Origin of the sequence: Streptomyces griseochromogenes, assembly GCF_001542625.1 — a bacterium.
GTDB classification, from domain to species: domain Bacteria; phylum Actinomycetota; class Actinomycetes; order Streptomycetales; family Streptomycetaceae; genus Streptomyces; species Streptomyces griseochromogenes.
In genome coordinates this window covers 7874142-7896627 of sequence record NZ_CP016279.1, presented here as the reverse complement: position 1 = coordinate 7896627, position 22486 = coordinate 7874142, and the positions used below count along the sequence as shown (strand labels likewise).

The following is a 22486-nucleotide window of genomic DNA, read 5'->3' as shown; positions in this document are numbered from 1 at the left end:
GAGCCCTCTTGCCAGACGAGGCCCAGCCACTGACCGCCGCCAAGCCCGAGCCCGGCTCGGCGCCCGCGGCCAAGCCCGCGCCGAACGCGTCCCACGCGAAGAACGACACCCGCGGGACGGTCGAGCACGCCCAGTCCGCCGCGCCCGTCGAGAAGGCTGCCGAGGCCGCTCGCCCCAAACCGTCCCCCACGCAGGACTCCGCTCGGGCGGGGGGACCCCCCTCGCCCGTGCGCCCGGCCGCCGGCCAGCCCGCCCGCTCCGGCTCCTCCAACCGCGTCCGTGCCCGTCTCGCCCGCCTCGGCGTGCAGCGCGCGAACCCGTACAACCCCGTGCTGGAGCCGTTGCTGCGGATAGTGCGCAGCAACGACCCGAAGATCGAGAACTCGACGCTGCGGCAGATCGAGCGCGCCTACCAGGTCGCCGAGCGCTGGCACCGCGGCCAGAAGCGCAAGAGCGGCGATCCGTACATCACGCACCCCCTCGCCGTCACCACCATCCTCGCCGAGCTGGGCATGGACCCGGCCACCCTCATGGCCGGGCTGCTGCACGACACGGTCGAGGACACCGAGTACGGCCTCGACGACCTGCGCCGCGACTTCGGCGACGTCGTCGCTCTGCTCGTGGACGGCGTCACCAAGCTGGACAAGGTCAAGTTCGGTGAGGCCGCGCAGGCGGAGACCGTGCGCAAGATGGTCGTGGCGATGGCCAAGGACCCCCGCGTCCTGGTGATCAAGCTCGCCGACCGGCTGCACAACATGCGCACCATGCGCTACCTCAAGCGCGAGAAGCAGGAGAAGAAGGCGCGCGAGACGCTGGAGATCTACGCGCCGCTGGCCCACCGGCTGGGCATGAACACCATCAAGTGGGAGCTGGAGGACCTCGCGTTCGCGATCCTCTACCCGAAGATGTACGACGAGATCGTGCGGCTGGTGGCCGAGCGGGCGCCGAAGCGGGACGAGTACCTCGCCATAGTGACCGACGAGGTCCAGGCCGACCTCCGCGCCGCACGGATCAAGGCGACCGTCACCGGCCGCCCGAAGCACTACTACAGCGTCTACCAGAAGATGATCGTCCGCGGTCGCGACTTCGCGGAGATCTACGACCTGGTGGGCATTCGTGTACTGGTCGACACCGTCAGGGACTGCTACGCGGCCCTCGGCACCGTGCACGCGCGATGGAACCCGGTCCCCGGCCGGTTCAAGGACTACATCGCGATGCCCAAGTTCAACATGTACCAGTCGCTGCACACGACGGTCATCGGACCGAACGGCAAGCCCGTCGAGCTGCAGATCCGCACGTTCGACATGCACCGGCGCGCGGAGTACGGCATCGCCGCGCACTGGAAGTACAAGCAGGAGGCCGTCGCCGGCGCCTCCAAGGTGCGCACCGACGTGCCCAAGGCCGGCAAGGGCAAGGACGACCACCTCAACGACATGGCGTGGCTGCGCCAGTTGCTCGACTGGCAGAAGGAGACCGAGGACCCGGGCGAGTTCCTGGAGTCCCTGCGCTTCGACCTGTCGCGCAACGAGGTCTTCGTCTTCACGCCCAAGGGCGACGTCATCGCGCTCCCGGCCGGCGCCACGCCCGTCGACTTCGCCTACGCCGTCCACACCGAAGTCGGCCACCGCACCATAGGAGCGCGGGTCAACGGCAGGCTCGTACCGCTCGAATCCACCCTGGACAACGGCGACCTGGTGGAGGTCTTCACCTCCAAGGCGCCCGGCGCCGGTCCGTCCCGCGACTGGCTCGGCTTCGTCAAGTCGCCGCGGGCCCGCAACAAGATCCGGGCCTGGTTCTCCAAGGAGCGCCGCGACGAGGCGATCGAGCAGGGCAAGGACGCCATCGTCCGCGCCATGCGCAAGCAGAACCTGCCGATCCAGCGCATCCTCACCGGGGACTCGCTCGTCACGCTCGCGCACGAGATGCGCTACCCGGACATCTCCGCGCTCTACGCGGCGATCGGCGAGGGCCATGTCTCCGCGCAGCACGTCGTACAGAAGCTCGTCGCCGCGCTCGGCGGCGAGGAGGCCGCCACCGAGGAGATCGACGAGTCCGTCCCGCCGACGCGCACCCGCGGCCGCAAGCGCCGCTCCAGCGCCGACCCGGGCGTGGTCGTCAAGGGCGTGGACGACGTGTGGGTCAAGCTCGCGCGCTGCTGCACCCCCGTGCCCGGCGACCCGATCATCGGCTTCGTCACACGCGGTAGCGGTGTATCGGTTCACCGTAGCGACTGTGTCAACGTGGAGTCACTGTCCCGCGAGCCGGAGCGCATCCTCGACGTCGAGTGGGCGCCCACCCAGTCCTCGGTCTTCCTGGTCGCCATCCAGGTCGAGGCCCTGGACCGCTCCCGCCTGCTGTCGGACGTCACCCGCGTGCTGTCCGACCAGCACGTCAACATCCTCTCCGCGGCCGTCCAGACCTCCCGCGACCGCGTGGCCACCTCACGCTTCACCTTCGAGATGGGCGACCCCAAGCACCTCGGCCACGTCCTGAAGGCCGTACGGGGCGTGGAGGGCGTGTACGACGTGTATCGCGTGACGTCGGCCCGGCAGCGCTAGGAACCTCCCGCCTCGTTCGCCCGAACCGGTTGCCCGACGGCCGAGTCGGGCGGGATGATCGGGGAATCCGGGGCTCGGGGGGTGGCATGGCCGACTTACGCATGATCGGCGACCGGTACGAGGTGCAGCGACCGCTCGGCGCCGGCGGCATGGGCCAGGTCTACGAGGCCAGGGACCTTGTGCTGGACCGTCGTGTGGCGGTCAAGGTGCTGGTCAGGGGGTCGGCCGACGCGGCCTTCCCGGAGCGGTTCATGCGCGAGGCCCGGGCGCTGGCGCGGATCAGCCACCCCAACGCCGTCGTGGTCCATGACGTCGCCCTGCACGAGCAGGTGCCCTACCTGGTCATGGAGCTGCTGGAGGGTGTGGACCTGGCGCGTCTGATGTCGATCCGCGGCGCGCTGCCCCCCGACCTGGTGCGGGCGGTGGCCTTTGGCATGTGCTCGGGCCTGGCCGCCGTGCACAACGCGGGCATGCTGCACCGGGACGTGAAGCCGAGCAATGTCCACCTCACCCGCGAGGGCCGGGTCGTCCTGCAGGACTTCGGCATCGCCCACCTCCTGGACACCACCCAGACCAGCCTCACCGCGACCAACGCGGTGATCGGCACCCCGCTCTACATGGCGCCCGAGGTCATCCGCGGCGACCGCGTCGGACCGCAGTCGGACCTCTACGCCCTCGGCGCCTGCATGTACGAAATGCTCGCGGGCAGGCGGGCCTTCGACGGCGACTCACCACTGACGATCATCTTCCGGGTCGTACAGGAGGCCGCTGCGCCCCTGCACGACATCCCCGGAGTCCCAGCCGACCTCGCCGAGCTGGTCGCAGGCCTCATGGCCAAGGATCCCGCCCGCCGGCCCTCCGCCGCCGTGGTGCGGGACCTGCTGCGCGTGCCGGCGGACGCCACGGAACTGGTCGCCGAGGCGGTCACCGGCGAGCTGCGGGAGCGGGCGGTGCGCGACTTCGGCCCGGACCGCCCTGCCACGCCCGACCGGATCGTGCCCGCCGCCGAGCCGACCGCGGAGGCGGTGCCGCAGTCCGCTCCGCCGTCTTCGTCGACCTCTGCGGCGGTCGAGAGCCGTCGCGTACGGCACAACGACGGCGAACTGTCCCTGAGCAGCGGCACGCTCAGCCAGATCCGGCGCGGCATCTCACCCGCGGTGGCGGAGGCCCGCCAGCGTGAGGCCGTCAGCCTGGTCCTGCGCGGCTCCCTGGACGAGGCCGTGGAACTCCTGGGCATGGTGGCGGACGTCTGCCGTGCCTCTTTCGGACCCGACCATCCGACCACGCTGACCTGTCACTACTGGCAGGGAGTCTGTCTCGCCCGGCTGGGAGCCGGCGGAGCGGCCGTGGCCAAGTTCGCCGAAGTCACGGCGGCCGTGACACCCGTTCTCACGGAGCAGGAAAGAGGGGATCTGTGACGCTGATCGAGGTCCGGGTGCACGGCGTCGCCGACCCGGAAACGGAACTCCGCTCGCTGCTGCGGTGGTTGACGGCGGACGAAGAGGTCGGTCCCGCGGTACGCGGCACGCTCGCCGGTTCCGAACCCGCGCGCCCCGATCACCTGGGCACGCTCATCGACCTCGTATCGCTGGTGGTGAGCGGTGCGCTCTCCGGATCCCAACTGGCCCTCGCCATCGACCAGTGGCGGGCGCACCGGCGGGGCGCGCCGAAGGTGACTCTGCGCAGGGGACAGCTGGAGATCGAGGTCGACGGGCGCGACGCCGAGACGCTGCGCCGCGTCACCGAGCTGCTGGAGAACGAGGAGCGGTCCGGTGACGGCGGAACTGCCTGACCCGTCGGCCTCCGCCGCCGTCCTCATCGGCACCTCCAGCTATGCGAACCTGGCCCATCTCCCCGCCGTGGCGGCCAACCTCGCCGACCTGGGCACGGCTCTCCAGGACGCCACGGTCTGGGGGCTGCCGTACGCGCACACCTTCACCGTGACCGAACCCGACAACGCCACGGCCCTCCTCGACCCCGTCTACACCGCCGGGGAGCGCGCGACGGACACCCTGTTCGTCTACTACTGCGGCCACGGGCTCAGGGACTCGGAATCCGCCGACCTCTACCTCGCCCTGACCGGATCCAGGGAGGGAGCCGGATACACGGCGGTCGAGTACCGGCATCTGCGCACGGCGATTCTCGCCTCCTCGGCCCGCCGCAAGATCGTGATCCTCGACTGCTGCTTCAGCGGCCGCGCGGCACGCACCCTCGCCGGTGCCAACGCCCTGGCCGCACAGGCCGGGATCCAGGGAGCGTACGTCCTGACCGCCTCCCCGAAGGACCATGTGGCCCTCGCCCCCGAAGGGGAGCGGCACACGGCATTCACCGGCGAACTGCTCCATGTGCTCGACCAAGGCGTGCCGGAGGCGCCCGAGACCCTGGACCTGGAGACCCTCTACCGGGCCGTGGACGCCCGGCTCGGCAGGAAGAACCGGCCGCGCCCCCAGCGCAGCCAGGAGAACGACGTCGGCCGTCTCCCTCTGGTGCGCAACCGCGCCCGCGCCTCCCGCACCGCTCCGGCCGGCCCCGTGATCGACGCCGAGGTCGAGGCGGCGATGATCTCCTCCGGGCTGCGGCTCGCCCGGCTGCTCAGATCGGTGGGGCGCAGCCGAGATGCCCTTCCCGTGCTGCGGATGATCCTCCAGAGCCGGACCGCGGACGCCGACGGCGACACCGTCACCGTCCATCTCGAACTGGCCGAGCTCCTGACCGAGTCCGGGCAGGACCGGCAGGCGATCGAGGTGCTCGAGAGCGCGTTCCAGCTGACACACAAACGATTCGGCCCCGAGGCCCTGACCGTGTGCCGCCGACTCGCCGAGCTGCTGCAGTCGGCCGGCAACCACAGCCAGGCCTGCGAAGTGCTGCGGCACGCACTGGACACGCTGGAGCGCGGCGGCCGGCCCGGGTAGACGGACCACCGAGGCCGGTCACGCAACGGCTGGGCCCCGCCGCTCGAGCCGAGCGGCGGGGCCCAGAACACGGATCCGTCCGGTCAGCCGCCGAACTCCTGCAGACCCTTCAGAGCCTGGTCCAGGAGCGCCTGGCGGCCCTCCAGCTCCCGCTCCAGCTTGTCGGCCTTGGCGTTGTTGCCCTGGGCGCGCGCCTGCTCGATCTGCGCCCTCAGCTTGTCCACGGCGGCCTGCAGCTGACCGGTCAGACCCTCGGCACGCGCGCGTGCCTCCGGGTTCGTCCGGCGCCACTCGGCCTCCTCGGCCTCCTGGATGGCCCGCTCGACCGTGTGCATCCGGCCCTCGACCTTCGGACGCGCGTCACGCGGGACGTGGCCGATGGCCTCCCAGCGCTCGTTGATCGAACGGAACGCGGCGCGGGTGCCCTTCAGGTCCGAGATCGGCAGGAGCTTCTCGGCCTCCTCGGCCAGCTCCTCCTTGAGCTTCAGGTTCTCCGACTGCTCGGCGTCCCGCTCGGCGAAGACCGAGCTGCGGGCGGCGAAGAACACGTCCTGGGCGCCGCGGAAGCGGTTCCACAGATCGTCCTCGTGCTCGCGCTGGGCACGGCCCGCGGCCTTCCACTCCGCCATCAGCTCGCGGTAACGGGCCGCCGTCGGACCCCAGTCCGTCGAGCCGGACAGCGCCTCCGCCTCGGCGACCAGCCGCTCCTTGATCTTGCGAGCATCCTCGCGCTGCGCGTCCAGCTGCGCGAAGTGCGCCTTGCGGCGCTTGGAGAACGCCGACCGGGCGTGCGAGAAGCGGTGCCACAGCTCGTCGTCGGACTTGCGGTCGAGCCGCGGCAGCCCCTTCCAGGTGTCCACCAGGGCGCGCAGCCGCTCACCGGCCGCCCGCCACTGGTCGGACTGGGCCAGCTGCTCGGCCTCGGTGACGAGGTCCTCCTTGGCCTTGCGAGCCTCGTCGGACTGCTTGGCGCGCTGCGCCTTGCGCTCCTCCCGCCGGGCCTCGACCGTCGCCACGAGCTTGTCGAGGCGGACCCGCAACGCGTCCAGGTCGCCGACCGCGTGGTGCGCGTCCACCTGCTCGCGCAGATGACCGATCGCGGTCTGGGCGTCCTTCGCCGACAGGTCGGTGGTCTGTACTCGCTTCTCGAGGAGGCCGATCTCGACAACCAGGCCCTCGTACTTGCGCTCGAAGTAGGCAAGCGCCTCCTCGGGGGAGCCGGCCGCCCAGGATCCGACGACCTGCTCGCCGTCGGCCGTACGCACGTACACGGTCCCCGTCTCGTCGACGCGGCCCCACGGGTCGCTGCTCACAGCGCCTCCTCCACATGATGCCTGCGGCGGGCCTCAGCGCCCCCGGGCATCGTCCACAGTTTCGTCACGGCCAACATAGGCGACCAGCGGGTTGCCTGTCCGCATCCAGCGCGACCGAAATTCCGCAGTTGGCCGTCTTGAGCATGGCAAAGGCGTCAGGACTTGGTGACCGTCGCCTTGTTGATCACGACCGTCGCGTTCGGGGCGCCGTCACCGGCACCCGTGCTCTCGCCCGCGGCGGCGATCTTGTCCAGCACCTTCAGGCCGGCCGCGTCGATCGTGCCGAACGGCGTGTAGCTGGGCGGCAACGGGCTGTCCTTGTAGACCAGGAAGAACTGGCTGCCGCCGGTGTGCTTCTGGCCCGTGTTGGCCATGGCCACCGTGCCCGCCGGGTACTTGTTGCCCTTCAGGCTCGGGTCCTTCAGGTTCTCGTCCGGGATCGTGTAGCCCGGGCCTCCGCTGCCGACGCCCGTCGGGTCGCCGCACTGCAGCACGTAGATGCCGTTCGTGGTCAGACGGTGGCACTTGGTGTGGTCGAAGAAGCCCTTGCCCGCGAGGAAGTCGAACGAGTTCACGGTGTGCGGCGCCGCCGACGTCTTCAGCGCGATGCCGATGTCACCGCACGTCGTCGCGAGCTTCATCGAGTACTTCGCCGACGTGTCGACCGACATCGCCGGCTCCGTCTTCCAGCTCTGCTTCTTGATCGAGCCGGCGGCCGGCTTCGCGCACGGGTCCGGCGCCTTGCTGCTCGGCGCGGCGCTCGGCGTGATGTGGGAACTCGCGTCGGACTTCTTGTCGTCCTGGCCGTTCTTCAGCACCCCGGTCGTGTACAGCGCGACACTGCCGATCACGATCACGCCGAGCACCGACGCGATCACGGAGTTGCGCATGTGCGCCTTGCGTCGCGCGCTGGTGCGCCGCTGCTGCTGCCGCAAGAACTTCTCCCGGGCGAGCTGACGCCGCCGCTGCTCCTGGCTGACCACCGGGTTCTCTCCTCATGCGTGTCGTGTGTCGACCGGTACACGTGCGTCCTGTGAGCCGACAGTCGCTTGTAGCCCCGTACCGTATATGGGTTCGCTGAGGAAACGGCAGCGCCGGTAGGCTCTGGACCACAGGCTGACCGCTCGCAAGCCCTCCCGTAACCGACACAACGAAGGACGATCGTGCTCATTGCCGGGTTCCCCGCCGGGGCCTGGGGGACGAACTGTTATCTCGTCGCCCCCGCCGCCGGTGAGGAGTGCGTGATCATCGACCCGGGCCACCAGGCCGCCCAGGGCGTCGAGGAAACGCTGAAGAAGCATCGGCTCAAGCCCGTCGCCGTCGTCCTCACCCATGGCCACATCGACCACGTGGCCTCGGTCGTCCCCGTGTGCGGCGCACACGGAGTACCGGCCTGGATCCACCCCGAGGACCGGTACATGATGAGCGACCCCGAGAAGGCGCTCGGCCGGTCCATCGGCATGCCGCTGTTGGGTGACCTGACCGTGGGGGAGCCGGACGACGTCGAGGAGCTGACCGACGGCGCCAGGCTCGCGCTGGCCGGGCTGGAGTTCTCCGTCGCGCACGCACCGGGCCATACCAAGGGGTCGGTGACCTTCCAGATGCCCGAGACCGCGGACATCCCGTCGGTCTTCTTCTCCGGGGATCTGCTGTTCGCCGGCTCCATCGGACGCACCGATCTGCCGGGTGGCTCCATGGAGGACATCCTTGACTCGCTGGGCCGTGTGTGCCTGCCGCTCGAGGACTCCACCGTGGTGCTGTCCGGCCACGGCCCCCAGACGACCATCGGCCAGGAGCGTGCCACCAACCCCTATCTGCGGCAGGTGGCGGCCGGCCAGGGAGCTTTCCGTGCTCCCCGACGAGGAATGTGACGAGAGACTTCCGTGAGTACCTTCCAGGCCCCCAAGGGCACCTATGACCTGATCCCGCCGGACTCCGCCACGTACCTGGCGGTCCGTGAGGCGATCGCGGCCCCGCTGCGCGACTCCGGCTACGGCTACATCGAGACCCCCGGCTTCGAGAGCGTGGAACTCTTCGCGCGCGGCGTGGGCGAGTCCACCGACATCGTGACCAAGGAGATGTACGCCTTCGAGACCAAGGGCGGCGACAGGCTGGCCCTGCGTCCCGAGGGCACCGCGTCCGTCCTGCGGGCGGCCCTGGAGGCCAACCTGCACAAGACGGGCAACCTCCCGGTCAAGCTCTGGTACTCCGGCTCCTACTACCGCTACGAGCGCCCCCAGAAGGGCCGCTACAGGCACTTCTCCCAGGTCGGCGCCGAGGCGATCGGCGCCGAGGACCCGGCCCTCGACGCCGAGCTGATCATCCTGGCCGACCAGGCGTACCGCTCCCTGGGTCTTCGCGACTTCCGCATCCTGCTGAACAGCCTGGGCGACAAGGAGTGCCGGCCGGTGTACCGGGCCGCGCTGCAGGACTTCCTGCGCGGCCTCGACCTGGACGAGGACACGCGGCGCCGGGTCGACATCAACCCGCTGCGCGTCCTCGACGACAAGCGCGAGTCGGTCCAGAAGCAGCTGACGGGCGCGCCGCTGCTGCGCGACTACCTGTGCGACGCCTGCAAGGCGTACCACGAGGAGGTCCGTGAGCTGATCACCGCGGCGGGCGTGTCCTACGAGGACGACCCGAAGCTGGTCCGCGGCCTGGACTACTACACCCGCACCACCTTCGAGTTCGTGCACGACGGTCTGGGCTCGCAGTCCGCGGTGGGCGGCGGCGGCCGCTACGACGGCCTGTCGGAGATGATCGGCGGCCCCGCGCTGCCGTCGGTGGGCTGGGCGCTCGGTGTCGACCGCACGGTCCTCGCCCTGGAGGCCGAGGGCGTGGAGCTGGACCTCCCGTCCTCCACCAGCGTCTACGCGGTGCCGCTCGGCGAGGAGGCCCGCCGTGTGCTGTTCGCGAAGGTCACCGAGCTGCGCAAGGCGGGTGTCGCCGCGGACTTCTCCTACGGCGGCAAGGGCCTGAAGGGCGCCATGAAGAACGCCAACCGCAGCGGGGCCCGCTACGCGATCGTCGCCGGTGAGCGCGACCTCGCCGAGGGCGTCGTCCAGCTCAAGGACATGGAGTCCGGCGAGCAGACGGCGATCGGCGTGAACGAGATCGTGGCGGAGCTGGAGTCCCGGCTCGGCCGGTGACAGAAAGGGCGCCGGATACCTCCGGCGCCCTTCTCAGTGCTCGAGCAGTCCGTGTCGCAGGGCGTTGGTGACGGCTGCGGTGCGGTCGTCCACGCCCAGCTTCGCGAAGATCCGCAGCAGATGGGTCTTCACCGTCGACTCACCGATGAACAAGCGGCGTCCGATCTCCGCGTTGGTGCAACCGTCCGCCACCAGCCGCAGGACCGCGGTCTCGCGGGCCGACAGCCGGGGGAGTTCGGGGCGGGTGCGGAGCTGGTCCACCAGGCGGGTGGCGACCGACGGGGCGAGGACGGTCTCGCCGCGCGCGGCGGCCCGTACCGCGTCCGCGAGCTCCCGGCGCGGCATGTCCTTGAGCAGGTAGCCCGCCGCGCCCGCCTCCACGGCCCGCAGGATGTCCCGGTCCGTCTCGTACGTCGTCAGGACGATCACCCGGGACGGCAGGCCGGCCGCGCTCATGCGCTGGATGGAGTCGACGCCGCCGCCCCCGGGCATCCTCAGGTCCATCAGGACGATGTCCGGACGCAGTTCGGCCGTCAGCGCCTCGGCCCGCGGCCCGTTCGAGGCGTCCCCGACCACCTCCAGGTCCGGCTCGGCGCTCAGCATCGCGCGCAGCCCCTCCCGTACGACGGGGTGATCGTCGGCCAGCACGATCCGTATCACGCGCTCTCACTCCTCACGGCGGCGGGAACGGGCAGGCGCACGGTCACCGTCGTACCGTCGCCGGGTGCGCTGCGCACCGCCGCGGTCCCGCCGGCCTCCGCGGCGCGGGCGCGCAGCCCCGCCAGACCGTAACCGCCGGACACCGCGGCGGGGTCGAAGCCCCGGCCGTCGTCGTGCACGCGGACGGTCACGGCGTCGTCGGTGTAGGCCAGATTCACGTGCACGGCCACGGAACTCCCCGCGTGCTTACGGGTGTTGGTCAGCGCCTCCTGGCAGGAGCGCAGGGCCACCACCTCGACGCCGGCCGGGAGCGCGCGCACCGGACCGGTCACGTCCAGCGCGGCCTCGTGCCGGTCGGCCAGCCGCGCGAGCGCGTCCGGCAGCGAGGCGTCCGCCAGATCGGCGGGGGCGCCACCGGCCACCAGGGCCCGGGCCTCGGCGAGGTTGCGACGGGCGGTCTCGTCCATCAGCGCCAGGTGGCGGCGGGCCTCGGGGAGGTCGGAGTCCAGTTCCGCGTCCACGGCCTGGACCAGCATCAGCAGGCTGGTGAAGCCCTGCGCGAGGGTGTCGTGTATCTCGCGGGCCAGACGCTCGCGCTCGGCGAGCGCGCCGTGCGCGGCCGACAACCGGGAGATCTCGTGCCGGCTGGCGTCCAACTCGGCGATCAGCTCGGCCCGTTCCGTGCTCTGCTCGATGATCCGGATGATCCAGCTGCCGATCACCACGGAGAAGAGGAGGGTGACCACGGCGAACAGGACGTTGGCGAGGAGCTCCGGCCACCCGGGCCGCCACAGCGCCACCCAGCCGGGGACCGGCGCCAGGTTGATGACGGTCACGGTGATCAGGGCCCAGCGCATGCGCAGCGCCATGAAGCACTGCGGAATCAGCGCGTACGCCATCAGCCGGCTCTGGTCGGCGAGAACCGCGGCCGGCAGGAACAGCGCGACCGCTCCGGCCAGATAGCACAGGGCACGCCGTTCGTCGGGCGGGTCCTGCTGCAACAGCGTCCGGCCGACGGACAGATACCAGGGCACCAGCGGCACCAGCAGCCCCGCCGCGGCGGCCCGGACCGGCAGGCCCGGGGGCGCCGCGTCGAGGACGAAGGCGAGCGTGGCAGCCCAGGCGGAGGCGAAGTACGCGTCCCAGTACCGGATCGTCCGGTCCCAGGCATGCGCCTCCCGCGCGCGGCCCCGCCCGGTCACCCCTCGCGCCGGTTCTTCCACCGGAAAGTCAGCAGACACAGCGCCAATCCTCCGGCGCACCAGGCCGCCAGCACCAGCGCGATCCGACCGAACTCCCAGCTTCCGGCCTGTTCCAGCACCCGCGCGGAGTCCGGCAGGAACACGCCCCTGAGGCCCTGGCACAGCCACTTCAACGGGAACAGGGCACCGATGTCGAGCATCCAGCCGGGGATGGTGCCGATGGAGATGTAGACCCCGGAGATGAACTGGAGCACCAGGAAGGGCAGTACGACGACGGAGCTGGCGCTCTTCGCCGACTTGGGCACCGAACTGATCGCGATGCCGAGCAGCGCGCATGCGGTCAGGCCGAGCACGAAGATCCACGCGAAGTCGAACCAGCGTCCGGGGTCCGCCGGCAGGTGGACGTCGTAGAAGACGGTGCCCGCGAACAGAAGGATCGCGGTCTCCAGCACCCCGGTGAACAGAACGAGCCAGATCTTGCCCAGGAAGTAGGCGGTCGGCGGCATCGGCGTGCCCCGCAGCCGCCGCAGCACCTTCTCGTCGCGCTCCACGGCGATGGAGATGCCGAGCGACTGGAAGCTCGTGGACATGATCCCGGAGGCCATCATGGCGGGTACATAGAGCTGGGACGCGGTGACTCCGCTGCCGCGCACGTCGTCATGGAAGATCGACGCGAACAGGAACAGGAACACCACCGGGAAGGAGAAGGTGAACACCACCTGCTCCCGCTGCCGGAAGAACTGCTTGATCTCCAGGCCGCCCCGCAGCAGCCCGAGCCGCCAGGCGCCGGGGAGCGATCCGGCCCGCTCGCGCGCCGTGGCGCGTACGGCGGTCGTGGTCATCGCGCGCTCTCCTGTCCGGTCAGCCGGAGGTAGACGTCCTCCAGAGTGGGCCGGGTCACGGTCAGGCCCGGTATCTCGCCGTCGAAGCGGCGCATGAGCTCCGCGACCGTCCGCGTCGGCGTCCCGGTGCGCTCCTCGCGCGCGGAGCCGTCGTTCTCCGTCCACGTCACGGTGGCGCCGGTGCCGTACCGCTCGCGCAGCTCGCCGGGCTCGCCCTCGGCGACCACCCGGCCCCTCGCGACGACCGCCAGCCGGTCCGCGAGGGTCTCCGCCTCCTCCAGGTAGTGCGTGGTGAGCAGGATGGTCGTGCCCTCGTCGGCCAGCAGCCGGATCAGGTCCCAGAACTGGCGCCGGGCGGCCGGGTCGAAACCGGTCGTCGGCTCGTCCAGGAGCAGCAGTTCGGGCCCGCCGATCACACCGAGGGCCACGTCGAGGCGGCGCCGCTGGCCTCCGGAGAGGGCCTTGATCCGGCTGTCCGCCTTCGCGCCGAGCCCGACCAGGCCGATGACCTCCTCGGCCTCGCGCGGGCGGGGGTAATAGCGGGCGAAGTGCCGCACCGTCTCGCGGACCGTCAACTCCGCGGGTGTCGATTCGTCCTGCCAGACGATTCCCACACGGGACCTCCACGCGCGCGTGCCCGTCGCCGGGTCCGTGCCGAGGACCGAGACCTCACCCTCGTCCCGCGACCGGTTGCCCTGCAGGATCTCCACCGTCGTGCTCTTGCCCGCGCCGTTCGGCCCGAGCAGGCCGAACACCTCACCACGCCGGATGCCGAGATCCAGCCCGTCCACGGCCGTCACGTCCGCGTACCGCTTGCGCAGCCCCCGTACGTGCACCGCCAGCTCGTTCGCGTGTGCTGTCATGCCCCTGAGCATCGGCCGGAACCGAACGGTCCGTGCCCACTGTGCGTACCTCCTTATGTCCACCGAACGGTGGACACCCGCACGCGTGCGGCACAATGACCGGAGCCCGAAAGATGGTCCAACTCTCAAGTGACGGAATCGGCGTGATGAGCAAGACGACAGTCAAAGACGTCTCCACCGAGCCCGGGCCCGAGCGTGCCGCCGACGCACCCCGCACGGTGGGCGGCAGCCGTGCCTTCGCCCTGCTGCTGGTGATCACCGGCGCGGCCGGACTGCTCGCCGCCTGGGTCATCACGATCGACAAGTTCAAGATCCTCGAGGCCAAGATCCAGGGCAAGACCTTCACGCCCGGCTGCAGCGTGAACCCGGTGGTGTCCTGCGGCAGCGTGATGGAGAGCAAGCAGGCGGCGGTCTTCGGTTTCCCGAACCCGATGCTCGGCCTGGTCTGCTACGGCATCGTGATCTGCGTCGGCATGAGCCTGCTGGCCCGGGCCCGCTTCCCGCGCTGGTACTGGCTGACCTTCAACTTCGGCACGCTCTTCGGCGTCGGCTTCGTGACCTGGCTGCAGTTCGAGTCCCTCTACCGGATCAACGCGCTGTGCCTGTGGTGTTCGCTGGCCTGGGTCGCCACGATCACCATGTTCTGGTTCGTCACCTCGTTCAACGTCCGAAGCGGCTTCCTGTCGGCCCCGCGCTGGATGAAGTCCTTCCTCGGCGAGTTCACCTGGGTGCTGCCGGTCACCCACTGCGGCATCATCGCCATGCTGATCCTGACCCGCTGGGGCAGCCAGCTCTGGGCCTGACCCGGGCCCGCACCGCGTTGTCAGTGCCGTGTTCTAGGGTTTCAGCGTGGAACCCGACCTCTTCACCGCCGCAGCCGAAGAACGCCAGGAGAAGGACCCGGCGGCCAGTCCCCTGGCGGTGCGGATGCGCCCGCGCACGCTCGACGAGGTGGTGGGCCAGCAGCATCTGCTGAAGCCCGGATCCCCCCTGCGCCGCCTGGTCGGCGAGGGCAACGGAAGCCCCGCCGGACCGTCCTCGGTGATCCTCTGGGGCCCGCCCGGCACCGGCAAGACGACACTCGCCTACGTCGTCTCCAAGGCCACCGACAAGCGGTTCGTGGAGCTGTCCGCCATCACCGCGGGTGTCAAGGAGGTCCGCGCGGTGATCGACGGCGCCCGCCGCGCCACCGGCGGCTTCGGCAAGGAGACCGTCCTCTTCCTGGACGAGATCCACCGCTTCAGCAAGGCCCAGCAGGACTCCCTGCTCCCCGCGGTCGAGAACCGCTGGGTGACCCTGATCGCGGCGACCACGGAGAACCCGTACTTCTCGGTGATCTCCCCGCTGCTCTCCCGCTCCCTGCTGCTCACCCTCGAACCGCTCACCGACGACGACATCCGCGGCCTGCTGCGCCGCGCCCTCGGCGACGAGCGGGGCCTGGGGGACGCCGTCGCCCTCCCCGAGGACACCGAGGAGCATCTGCTGCGCATCGCCGGCGGTGACGCCCGCCGCGCCCTGACCGCACTGGAGGCCGCGGCCGGAGCCGCCCTCGACCAGGGCGAGTCCGAGATCAGCCTGCAGACCCTGGAGCAGACCGTCGACCGGGCCGCGGTGAAGTACGACCGCGACGGGGACCAGCACTACGACGTCGCCAGCGCGCTCATCAAGTCCATCCGCGGCTCCGACGTCGACGCCGCCCTGCACTATCTGGCCCGCATGATCGAAGCCGGCGAGGACCCCCGGTTCATCGCCCGCCGCCTGATGATCTCCGCCAGCGAGGACATCGGCCTGGCCGACCCGAACGCGCTGCCCATCGCGGTCGCCGCGGCCCAGGCCGTCGCCATGATCGGCTTCCCGGAGGCGGCCCTGACCCTCAGCCACGCCACCATCGCCCTGGCCCTGGCCCCCAAGTCCAACTCCGCGACGACGGCGATCGGCGCCGCGGCGGAGGACGTACGCAAGGGACTCGCGGGACCGGTCCCGCCGCACCTGCGCGACGGGCACTACAAGGGCGCCGCCAAGCTCGGCCACGCCCAGGGCTACGTGTACCCGCACGACCTGCCCGAGGGCATCGCCGAGCAGCAGTACGCCCCGGACGACCTCAAGGACCGCGAGTACTACACGCCGACCCGGCACGGAGCGGAGGCGCGGTACGCGGACGCCGTGGAATGGACGAGGAAACACCTCGGTCGCAGGCGGTCCTGAGCGCCCTGTAGACTGACCCGAAGTGCTGAGTCCCGCGCAGTCAGAGCGGGACAGCCAGCCGGAGACCCGGTCCTTCCCGGACCGGCTCCAGGAGCGTCGCGCACCGTCGAACGGTGTCGCGGGCAGCCCACCACCACCCGGATTCCCGGGAGAGGTCGGTGGGCCACTCGCGTGCTGCATGTATGTGCCCAGACCAGGGGAGCGGCTGCCCGGCAGGTCCCACGCGGACCCGGCGGGTTTCCCCGGCTGCGGATGCGACCTCCCTCAACTCTGACAAGCCGAAAACTACGAAAGAGACAAGAGACAGTGGCGAACCAGTCCCGTCCCAAGGTCAAGAAGTCGCGTGCCCTCGGCATCGCGCTGACCCCGAAGGCCGTCAAGTACTTCGAGGCCCGCCCCTACCCGCCGGGTGAGCACGGCCGCGGCCGCAAGCAGAACTCGGACTACAAGGTCCGTCTGCTCGAGAAGCAGCGTCTGCGTGCGCAGTACGACGTGTCCGAGCGCCAGCTCGTCCGCGCCTACGAGCGTGCCTCCAAGGTCCAGGGCAAGACCGGTGAGGCCCTGATCATCGAGCTCGAGCGCCGTCTCGACGCGCTGGTCCTGCGTTCGGGCATCGCCCGCACGATCTACCAGGCCCGCCAGATGGTCGTCCACGGCCACATCCAGGTCAACGGCCAGAAGGTCGACAAGCCGTCCTTCCGTGTCCGCCCGGACGACGTCGTGCAGGTCCGCGACCGCTCCAAGGACAAGACGCTCTTCCAGATCGCCCGCGAGGGTGGCTTCGCCCCCGACGGTGAGACCCCGCGCTACCTGCAGGTGAACCTCAAGGCCCTGGCGTTCCGCCTGGACCGCGAGCCGAACCGCAAGGAGATCCCGGTGATCTGCGACGAGCAGCTCGTCGTCGAGTACTACGCCCGCTGACCCCAGCCCCGGCGCAGCACCTCAGCCCGCCGTCTCCCCGCCCTTCCGGGTGGGCGAGGCGGCGGGTTCGCGTTTCCCGGCCCCTCCGCGGCTCCGCGGCATCGGCTCGCGCGGTGCGGGCAGCCCCGGCAGCGGCCGTACGCCGCACCCCAGCGCCCGGGCCACGGCCGCCTCCCGGTCCAGCCCCGCCCCCTCGCGCACACACTCCTCGTAGCGCTCGTCGCCGAGGGCCTGCCGGGACATGGACTCGCACAGCTCGTGCGGGGCGTTGTAGTGCACCGAGCCGAACAGCGGCAGTCCCACCGACGGCCACAGCCGGCCGGCGGCACCCTGCAGCACCGCCGCCTCGGCCGGATCGCCCAGGGACGCCGTCACCAGGGCCAGCAGCTCGATGGACAGCACCGAGCCGAGCAGATCGTGGAAGGCGTGCGCGTTCTCCAGGCAGTCCGCGAGCAGGTCCCGGGCGCCGACCGGATCCCCTTCCCGCCAGGCCGCGTACGCCAGCACGTACAGCGCGTACGAGCGCGCCCACCGCTCCCCGTGGTCCTCGCACACCCGGCGCACGTCCTCGCACAGCCGCACCGCGTCGGCCAGGTCGCCCTGGAACGCCCGGGCCATCGCCAGCTCCACCTGGCCCATCAGGACGTTGCTGTTCAGCTCGCCCAGCTCCTGATACCGGTCCAGCGCCGAGCGCAGCAGCGTTTCTGCGCGTGCCATGTCATCCGTGACCAGGGCCAGGCAGCCCGTGCGGTGCTCCGCGTACGCCACCGCGGCCCGGTCCGCGGCCCGCTCCGCCTGTTCCCGGCACTCCCGCAGCGCCGTCAGCGCCGGCACCGTGTCGCCCTGCAGGACCGCCACATAGCCGAGCACCCACAGCGCCTTCAGCCGGGACCGCTCGTACCCCGACTCCAGCTCCACACTGCGCTCCAGCCAGCGCCGCCCCTCCGACAACCGCCCGCAGCCCGCCCAGCAGAACCACAGCGAGCCCGCCAGGTACTGGCCCAGATGCGCCTCGTCCGGCTCGGTCAGACAGAACTCCAGCGCGGCCCGCAGATTCGGCAGCTCGGCCTCGACACGCGCGGCCACCTCGCCCTGCCGCGGCGAGAACCAGTCCAGCTCGCACCAGGTCGCCAGGCCCAGGTACCAGTCGCGGTGCCGGCGCCGCAGCCGGGCCGCGTCCCCGGCCGCCTCCAGCCAGTCGGCTCCGTAGGCCCGGACGGTGTCCAGCATCCGGTAGCGGGGCCCCGTCGCGGTCTCCTCGCGGGAGAGGACCGACTGGGCGACCAGCTCCGCGAGCACGTCCAGGACGTCCTCGGCCGCCAGCCCGTCCCCGCTGCACACGTACTCGGCCGCCTCCAGGTCGAAGGTCTGCGCGAACACCGAGAGCCGCGCCCACAGGAGCCGCTCGGCGGGCGTGCACAGCTCATGGCTCCAGCCGATCGCCGTGCGCAGTGTCTGATGCCGGGGCAGGGCGTCCCGGCCGCCGCCGGTGAGCAGCCGGAACCGGTCGTCAAGACGCTGCAGCAGCTGCGCCGGGGACAGGGCCCGCAGCCGGCCGGCGGCCAGCTCCACGGCCAGCGGGATCCCCTCCAGCCGTGCGCACAGCTCCCGCACCGCCGGGCAGTCACCCACGCTCAGCCCCTGCTGCCGGGCCCGGTCGGCGAACAGCTCCACCGCTTCGTCCTCGCCGAGCGGGGCCAGCGGGAACAGCCGCTCGCACGCCAGCCCCAGCGGACGCCGTCCCACGGCCAGCACCCGCAGTTCCGGGAGCCTGCGCAGCAGCTCGGCCACCAGCCCGGCGCAGGCCTCCACCAGGTGCTCGAACCCGTCCAGCAACAGCAGGACCGGGCGGCCGGCGAGCCGGTCGAGCAGGGTCTCCCGGGGCAGCCGGGTCGTGTGGTCGGTCAGCCCCAGCGCCTCCACGACCGCGTACTCCACGAAGTGCGGATCCCGCACCGGCGCCAGCTCCACCCCCCACACCTCGTCCCGGGCCGCCGGCCCCGCCGCCGCCCGGGTGGCCAGCCGGGACTTGCCCACTCCGCCGACCCCGGTCACGGTCACCAGCCGGGCCGCCTCCATCGCCTCGGCCAGTGCGGCGAGTTCGGCCGAACGCCCGATGAACGCGGTGAGTTCCGGGGGCAGATTGCCGTCCGCCGGGGGGCCGGGACGCTGAGGACCTCGCATGGGACACGGAGCGTACTGAAGTGTGTTCACTCCGTACAATCGCTTGGGGCAACTTCACCGTCCACGGACGGTAATCCGGTACGGAGCCCCACCCCCGGCGCGATAGGCTCGGTCCACGACTTTTCGATGCTCAGGCACGTTTCAGGGAGCGGGTGCGCACAGTGTCCGGTGGAGAGGTGGCCGGGATCCTGGTGGCCGTCTTCTGGGCGATCCTGGTCTCCTTCCTCGCCGTCGCACTGGCGAGGCTGGCCCAGACGCTCAAGGCGACCACCAAGCTCGTCGCGGACGTGACCGACCAGGCCGTCCCGCTGCTCGCCGACGCCTCCGCGACCGTGCGCTCCGCGCAGACCCAGATCGACCGGGTCGACGCGATCGCCTCCGACGTCCAGGAGGTCACGTCGAACGCCTCCGCGCTCTCCACCACGGTCGCCTCCACCTTCGGCGGGCCGCTGGTCAAGGTCGCGGCCTTCGGCTACGGCGTCCGACGGGCCCTGGGCGGCCGCAAGGAGGACGTGCCCGAGAGGGCACCCAGGCGTACCGTGATCGTGGGCCGGACCGTCCCGGCCGCGCGGCGGGCCAAGCGAAAACTCCGCGGAGACCTCCGCGAAAAGAGGGACTGAGACCTAGCGATGTTCCGCCGTACGTTCTGGTTCACCACAGGTGTCGCCGCAGGGGTGTGGGCCACCACCAAGGTCAACCGCAAGCTGAAGCAGCTGACCCCCGAGAGCCTCGCCGCGACCGCGGCCAACAAGGCCCTGGAGACCGGTCACCGTCTGAAGGACCGCGCGGTCGGCTTCGCGCTCGACGTCCGCGACAACATGGCGCAGCGGGAGGCCGAGCTGGGGGAGGCGCTGGGGATCAACGCGGACCCCGAACTCCCCGCACCCCGGCGGCACAACGCCATCGAGAACAACCGCAGCAACCCGAAGTACATCGAGAACCCGAAGTACATCGAGAACACGACGTACTCGTACAACCGGAATGAGGACCACTGATGGAGTCGGCCGAGATTCGCCGCCGCTGGCTGAGCTTCTTCGAGGAGCGCGGGCACACCGTCGTCCCTTCGGCGTCGCTCATCGCGGACGACCCGACTCTGCTCCTCGTCCCCGCCGGCATGGTTCCCTTCAAGCCCTACTTCCTGGGTGAGGTCAAGCCGCCCTTCGCCCGCGCCACCAGCGTGCAGAAGTGCGTGCGCACGCCCGACATCGAAGAGGTCGGCAAGACCACGCGGCACGGCACGTTCTTCCAGATGTGCGGCAACTTCTCCTTCGGCGACTACTTCAAGGAAGGCGCCATCAAGTACGCCTGGGAGCTGCTCACCACGCCCCAGGACAAGGGTGGATACGGCCTCGACCCCGAGCGCCTGTGGATCACCGTCTACAAGGACGACGACGAGGCCGAGCGCATCTGGCACGAGGTCGTCGGCGTGCCGAAGGAGCGCATCCAGCGCCTCGGCATGAAGGACAACTACTGGTCCATGGGCGTCCCCGGCCCCTGTGGCCCCTGCTCCGAGATCAACTACGACCGCGGCCCCGAGTTCGGCGTCGAGGGCGGCCCCGCCGTCAACGACGAGCGGTACGTGGAGATCTGGAACCTCGTCTTCATGCAGTACGAGCGTGGCGAGGGCATCGGCAAGGACAACTTCGAGATCCTCGGGGACCTGCCGAGCAAGAACATCGACACGGGCCTCGGCATGGAGCGGCTCGCCATGATTCTGCAGGGCGTGCAGAACATGTACGAGATCGACACCTCCATGGCCGTCATCGACAAGGCCACCGAGCTGACCGGCGTCCGCTACGGCGACGCCCACGCCTCGGACGTGTCCCTCCGTGTGGTCACCGACCACATGCGCACCGCCACCATGCTCATCGGCGACGGCGTCACCCCCGGCAACGAGGGCCGTGGCTACGTCCTGCGCCGCATCATGCGCCGCGCCATCCGCAACATGCGCCTGCTCGGTGCCACCGGTCCGGTCGTCAAGGACCTGATCGACGTCGTCATCGGCATGATGGGCCAGCAGTACCCGGAGCTGGTCACCGACCGCGAGCGCATCGAGAAGGTCGCCCTCGCCGAGGAGAACGCCTTCCTGAAGACGCTGAAGGCCGGCACGAACATCCTCGACACCGCCGTCACCGAGACGAAGCAGTCCGGCAGCGACGTCCTGCCCGGCGCCAAGGCCTTCCTGCTCCACGACACGTGGGGATTCCCGATCGACCTCACCCTGGAGATGGCCGCCGAGCAGGGGCTGTCCGTGGACGAGGAGGGCTTCCGCCGCCTGATGAAGGAGCAGCGGGAGCGCGCCAAGGCCGACGCCCAGGCCAAGAAGACCGGCCACGCCGACATGGGCGCCTACCGGGAGATCGCCGACTCCGCCGGCGAGACCGACTTCATCGGCTACAGCGACACCGAGGGCGAGACCACGATCGTCGGCATCCTGGTCGACGGCGTCTCCTCCCCGGCCGCCACCGAGGGCGACGAGGTCGAGATCGTCCTGGACCGCACCCCATTCTACGCCGAGGGCGGCGGCCAGATCGGCGACACCGGCCGCATCAAGGTCGACTCCGGTGCCGTGATCGAGGTCCGCGACTGCCAGAAGCCGGTTCCGGGCGTGTACGTCCACAAGGGCGTCGTGCAGGTCGGCGAGGTCACGGTCGGTGCCAAGGCCCAGGCCTCCATCGACTCCCGCCGCCGCAAGGCCATCGCCCGCGCCCACTCGGCCACCCACCTGACCCACCAGGCGCTGCGCGACGCCCTCGGCCCGACGGCCGCCCAGGCCGGTTCCGAGAACCAGCCCGGTCGCTTCCGCTTCGACTTCGGCTCCCCGTCCGCCGTGCCGACGGCCGTGATGACCGACGTCGAGCAGAAGATCAACGAGGTGCTCGCCCGCGATCTCGACGTGCACGCCGAGATCATGGGCATCGACGAGGCCAAGAAGCAGGGTGCCATCGCCGAGTTCGGCGAGAAGTACGGCGAGCGGGTCCGTGTCGTGACCATCGGCGACTTCTCCAAGGAGCTGTGCGGCGGCACGCACGTGCACAACACCGCCCAGCTGGGCCTGGTGAAGCTGCTCGGCGAGTCCTCCATCGGCTCGGGTGTCCGCCGTATCGAGGCCCTCGTCGGCGTGGACGCCTACAACTTCCTCGCCCGCGAGCACACGGTCGTCGCCCAGCTCCAGGAGCTGATCAAGGGCCGCCCGGAGGAGCTTCCGGAGAAGGTCTCCGCCATGCTCGGCAAGCTGAAGGACGCCGAGAAGGAGATCGAGAAGTTCCGCGCCGAGAAGGTGCTGCAGGCCGCCGCCGGTCTCGCCGGGTCCGCCAAGGACATCCGTGGTGTGGCTGTCGTCACCGGTCAGGTCCCGGACGGCACCACGCCGGACGACCTGCGCAAGCTGGTCCTCGACGTGCGCGGCCGCATCCAGGGCGGACGCGCCGCGGTTGTGGCCCTTTTCACGGTCAACAACAGCAAGCCGCTGACCGTCATCGCCACCAACGAGGCCGCCCGCGAGCGCGGTCTCAAGGCCGGTGACCTGGTCCGCACCGCCGCCAAGACCCTCGGCGGCGGCGGTGGCGGCAAGCCGGACGTCGCCCAGGGCGGCGGCCAGAACCCGGCCGCCGTCGGCGAGGCCGTCGAGGCCGTCGAGCGACTCGTCGCCGAGACCGGCAAGTGACCGGAAAGTA

The 22486-nt window shown here is 70.7% G+C and carries 19 protein-coding genes; 12 read left to right on the top strand and 7 right to left on the bottom strand.

Annotated features, from left to right (window positions below):
* The first annotated feature begins 8 nt into the window (after positions 1–8).
* The 4 genes from AVL59_RS34055 to AVL59_RS34040 all read left to right on the top strand — a co-directional run bounded on the left by AVL59_RS34055 (position 9) and on the right by AVL59_RS34040 (position 5470).
* Positions 9–2558, top strand: a complete 2550-nt coding sequence (locus tag AVL59_RS34055) for a RelA/SpoT family protein (protein ID WP_067312469.1) — start codon at positions 9–11, stop codon at positions 2556–2558.
* A gap of 86 nt (positions 2559–2644) precedes the next feature.
* Positions 2645–3976 (top strand): serine/threonine-protein kinase, encoded by a 1332-nt coding sequence (locus AVL59_RS34050; protein ID WP_067312466.1) that lies wholly within the window; start codon positions 2645–2647, stop codon positions 3974–3976.
* Positions 3973–4350 carry an effector-associated constant component EACC1 gene (locus tag AVL59_RS34045; protein ID WP_067312463.1) on the top strand — a complete coding sequence of 126 codons (378 nt, stop codon included), beginning with the start codon at positions 3973–3975 and terminating at the stop codon, positions 4348–4350. Before AVL59_RS34050 ends, AVL59_RS34045 begins: the two co-directional genes overlap by 4 nt.
* Entirely contained in the window at positions 4331–5470 is a 1140-nt protein-coding gene (locus AVL59_RS34040; protein WP_067312460.1) for a caspase, EACC1-associated type, read from the top strand. The genes AVL59_RS34045 and AVL59_RS34040 overlap by 20 nt, the downstream gene beginning before the upstream one ends.
* An 83-nt stretch (positions 5471–5553) precedes the next feature.
* Here the strand turns inward: AVL59_RS34040 and AVL59_RS34035 are convergent, their stop codons facing one another.
* A complete protein-coding gene (locus AVL59_RS34035; RefSeq protein ID WP_067312458.1) occupies positions 5554–6783 on the bottom strand; it encodes a DUF349 domain-containing protein in 1230 nt (409 codons plus the stop codon).
* 155 nt (positions 6784–6938) lie between these two features.
* Positions 6939–7766: a peptidylprolyl isomerase gene (locus AVL59_RS34030; protein WP_067312456.1), complete on the bottom strand. Its 828-nt coding sequence runs from the start codon at positions 7764–7766 to the stop codon at positions 6939–6941.
* Between the two features lie 180 nt (positions 7767–7946).
* On the opposite strand from AVL59_RS34030, the gene AVL59_RS34025 reads away from it, so the two are divergent.
* Both AVL59_RS34025 and hisS read left to right on the top strand, forming a co-directional pair.
* Complete coding sequence (locus tag AVL59_RS34025; RefSeq protein WP_067312453.1) at positions 7947–8654, top strand: MBL fold metallo-hydrolase; 708 nt, start codon at positions 7947–7949, stop codon at positions 8652–8654.
* A 12-nt stretch (positions 8655–8666) separates the two neighbouring features.
* Positions 8667–9932: a histidine--tRNA ligase gene (hisS, locus tag AVL59_RS34020; RefSeq protein ID WP_067312450.1), complete on the top strand. Its 1266-nt coding sequence runs from the start codon at positions 8667–8669 to the stop codon at positions 9930–9932.
* 33 nt (positions 9933–9965) lie between these two features.
* Here hisS and AVL59_RS34015 read toward each other — a convergent pair whose 3' ends face one another.
* From AVL59_RS34015 to AVL59_RS34000, 4 genes are read right to left on the bottom strand one after another with little or no spacing between them, the layout of a single operon-like run.
* Entirely contained in the window at positions 9966–10592 is a 627-nt protein-coding gene (locus AVL59_RS34015; protein ID WP_067312448.1) for a response regulator, read from the bottom strand.
* A complete protein-coding gene (locus AVL59_RS34010) occupies positions 10589–11833 on the bottom strand; it encodes a sensor histidine kinase (RefSeq protein ID WP_079147147.1) in 1245 nt (414 codons plus the stop codon). The genes AVL59_RS34015 and AVL59_RS34010 overlap by 4 nt, the downstream gene beginning before the upstream one ends.
* Positions 11791–12636, bottom strand: coding sequence for an ABC transporter permease (locus AVL59_RS34005; RefSeq protein WP_067312442.1), 846 nt, complete (start codon positions 12634–12636; stop codon positions 11791–11793). The genes AVL59_RS34010 and AVL59_RS34005 overlap by 43 nt, the downstream gene beginning before the upstream one ends.
* The gene (locus AVL59_RS34000) at positions 12633–13499 is read right to left on the bottom strand and encodes an ABC transporter ATP-binding protein (protein ID WP_067312440.1); all 867 of its coding nucleotides are present in this window, start codon (positions 13497–13499) and stop codon (positions 12633–12635) included. The genes AVL59_RS34005 and AVL59_RS34000 overlap by 4 nt, the downstream gene beginning before the upstream one ends.
* 146 nt (positions 13500–13645) lie before the next feature.
* On the opposite strand from AVL59_RS34000, the gene AVL59_RS33995 reads away from it, so the two are divergent.
* The 3 genes from AVL59_RS33995 to rpsD all read left to right on the top strand — a co-directional run bounded on the left by AVL59_RS33995 (position 13646) and on the right by rpsD (position 16625).
* Positions 13646–14302, top strand: a complete 657-nt coding sequence (locus AVL59_RS33995; RefSeq protein WP_067312438.1) for a vitamin K epoxide reductase family protein — start codon at positions 13646–13648, stop codon at positions 14300–14302.
* Positions 14303–14348: 46 nt separating this feature from the next.
* A complete protein-coding gene (locus AVL59_RS33990) occupies positions 14349–15704 on the top strand; it encodes a replication-associated recombination protein A (RefSeq protein WP_067312436.1) in 1356 nt (451 codons plus the stop codon).
* 306 nt (positions 15705–16010) lie between these two features.
* A complete protein-coding gene (rpsD, locus tag AVL59_RS33985; RefSeq protein ID WP_066996810.1) occupies positions 16011–16625 on the top strand; it encodes a 30S ribosomal protein S4 in 615 nt (204 codons plus the stop codon).
* A 21-nt stretch (positions 16626–16646) separates the two neighbouring features.
* Here the strand turns inward: rpsD and AVL59_RS33980 are convergent, their stop codons facing one another.
* Entirely contained in the window at positions 16647–18809 is a 2163-nt protein-coding gene (locus AVL59_RS33980) for an ATP-binding protein (RefSeq protein ID WP_208870487.1), read from the bottom strand.
* 152 nt (positions 18810–18961) lie between these two features.
* On the opposite strand from AVL59_RS33980, the gene AVL59_RS33975 reads away from it, so the two are divergent.
* Genes AVL59_RS33975 through alaS form a run of 3 tightly spaced genes read left to right on the top strand, consistent with a single transcriptional unit; the run spans position 18962 to position 22476 of the window.
* Positions 18962–19429: a DUF948 domain-containing protein gene (locus AVL59_RS33975; protein ID WP_099053165.1), complete on the top strand. Its 468-nt coding sequence runs from the start codon at positions 18962–18964 to the stop codon at positions 19427–19429.
* Between the two features lie 9 nt (positions 19430–19438).
* Positions 19439–19804 carry a hypothetical protein gene (locus AVL59_RS33970; RefSeq protein ID WP_067312431.1) on the top strand — a complete coding sequence of 122 codons (366 nt, stop codon included), beginning with the start codon at positions 19439–19441 and terminating at the stop codon, positions 19802–19804.
* Positions 19804–22476 carry an alanine--tRNA ligase gene (alaS, locus tag AVL59_RS33965; RefSeq protein ID WP_067312428.1) on the top strand — a complete coding sequence of 891 codons (2673 nt, stop codon included), beginning with the start codon at positions 19804–19806 and terminating at the stop codon, positions 22474–22476. Before AVL59_RS33970 ends, alaS begins: the two co-directional genes overlap by 1 nt.
* Positions 22477–22486 lie beyond the last annotated feature (10 nt).

Bases quoted from the DNA above. Each gene is read 5' to 3' on its own strand.
- AVL59_RS34050 (WP_067312466.1), top strand. From the start codon at position 2,645: ATGGCCGACTTACGCATGATCGGCGACCGGTACGAGGTGCAGCGACCG.
- AVL59_RS34005 (WP_067312442.1), bottom strand. From the start codon at position 12,636: ATGACCACGACCGCCGTACGCGCCACGGCGCGCGAGCGGGCCGGATCG.
- AVL59_RS34000 (WP_067312440.1), bottom strand. From the start codon at position 13,499: ATGACAGCACACGCGAACGAGCTGGCGGTGCACGTACGGGGGCTGCGC.
- AVL59_RS33995 (WP_067312438.1), top strand. From the start codon at position 13,646: ATGAGCAAGACGACAGTCAAAGACGTCTCCACCGAGCCCGGGCCCGAG.
- AVL59_RS33980 (WP_208870487.1), bottom strand. From the start codon at position 18,809: ATGCGAGGTCCTCAGCGTCCCGGCCCCCCGGCGGACGGCAATCTGCCC.
- AVL59_RS33970 (WP_067312431.1), top strand. From the start codon at position 19,439: ATGTTCCGCCGTACGTTCTGGTTCACCACAGGTGTCGCCGCAGGGGTG.
- alaS (WP_067312428.1), top strand. From the start codon at position 19,804: ATGGAGTCGGCCGAGATTCGCCGCCGCTGGCTGAGCTTCTTCGAGGAG.